The sequence below is a fragment of the Sphaerisporangium sp. TRM90804 genome, assembly GCF_029846175.1.
Lineage (GTDB): Bacteria > Actinomycetota > Actinomycetes > Streptosporangiales > Streptosporangiaceae > Sphaerisporangium.
This window is the reverse complement of the sequence record NZ_JARWAC010000071.1, coordinates 1-906: the sequence shown is the minus strand read 5'-3', so window position 1 is coordinate 906 and position 906 is coordinate 1. Positions and strand designations below refer to the sequence as shown.

At 67.0% G+C, this 906-nt stretch carries 1 protein-coding gene; it reads right to left on the bottom strand.

Features of this window, described 5'->3' with window-relative positions:
- A partial coding sequence (locus PYR91_RS36290; RefSeq protein WP_279787550.1) for a PHB depolymerase family esterase occupies positions 1 to 869 on the bottom strand: 869 nt, incomplete at its 3' end.
- Positions 870 to 906 lie beyond the last annotated feature (37 nt).

Here is a 906-nt window from a genome sequence, read left to right as displayed (position 1 = left end):
AGGCCGAAGAACTGGACGGCGATGGCGGCCATGCCGCTGGAGGGGAGGTTGTGGCCGGCGCCTTGGATGCTGTAGGCCTCGACCTGCACGGTGCCGGTGGTGTCGGCGTAGCGGCGGCGGTTCCAGTTGGTCTGGGGGGTGTCGGTGGAGGTGGGGGTCTGGCTGAGGCCGTGGACGTTGGTCCACTGCTTGATCTCTTCTTCGAGTTCGGAGTAGGCGACGACGTTGTCGTTGGTGCCGTGCCAGAGTTGCATGCGGGGCCAGGGGCCGCGGTGGCCGGGGTTGGCGTTGCGTGCGCGGTCGCCCCATTGTTGTGCGCTGATGTTGACGCAGGGGGCGGGGTTGCCGCCGGGGGAGTAGGCGGCTTCGTTGGGGAAGCAGGTGAAGGGGACGCCCATGAAGGCGGCGCCGGCTTTGAAGACTTCGGGGTAGAGGGCGAGCATGGCGTTGGTCATCATGGCGCCGGAGGAGCTGCCGGTGGCGTAGACGCGGTTGGGGTCGCCGGCGCGTTGTTGCTGGACCCAGGTGATCATGGACATGAGGGAGACGGGGTCGGTCTGTCCGTTGCGGACTTTGGAGGCTTCGGACCAGTTGTCGAAGCAGTTGCCTTTTTTGGAGGCGGAGGGGTAGATGACGATGAAGCCGTGGCGGTCGGCCATCGTCTTGAATTCGCTGGAGGAGTAGAAGCCGGGTCCTGAGCCGCCGCAGGGGTGCATGGCCAGCAGGATCGCGGGGTTGGCGGGTCTGTTGTCTGGTACGTACAGGTGCATACGCAGGTTGCCGGGGTTGGCGCCGAAGTTGGTCACCTCGGTCAGCGTGGCCGCGGCGGCGGGGTGTGTGAACACCAGGGCCGCGACAGCGGACAGCACTACGGCGCAGGCACCGGCCAGCGCCGCGATCGTTCGC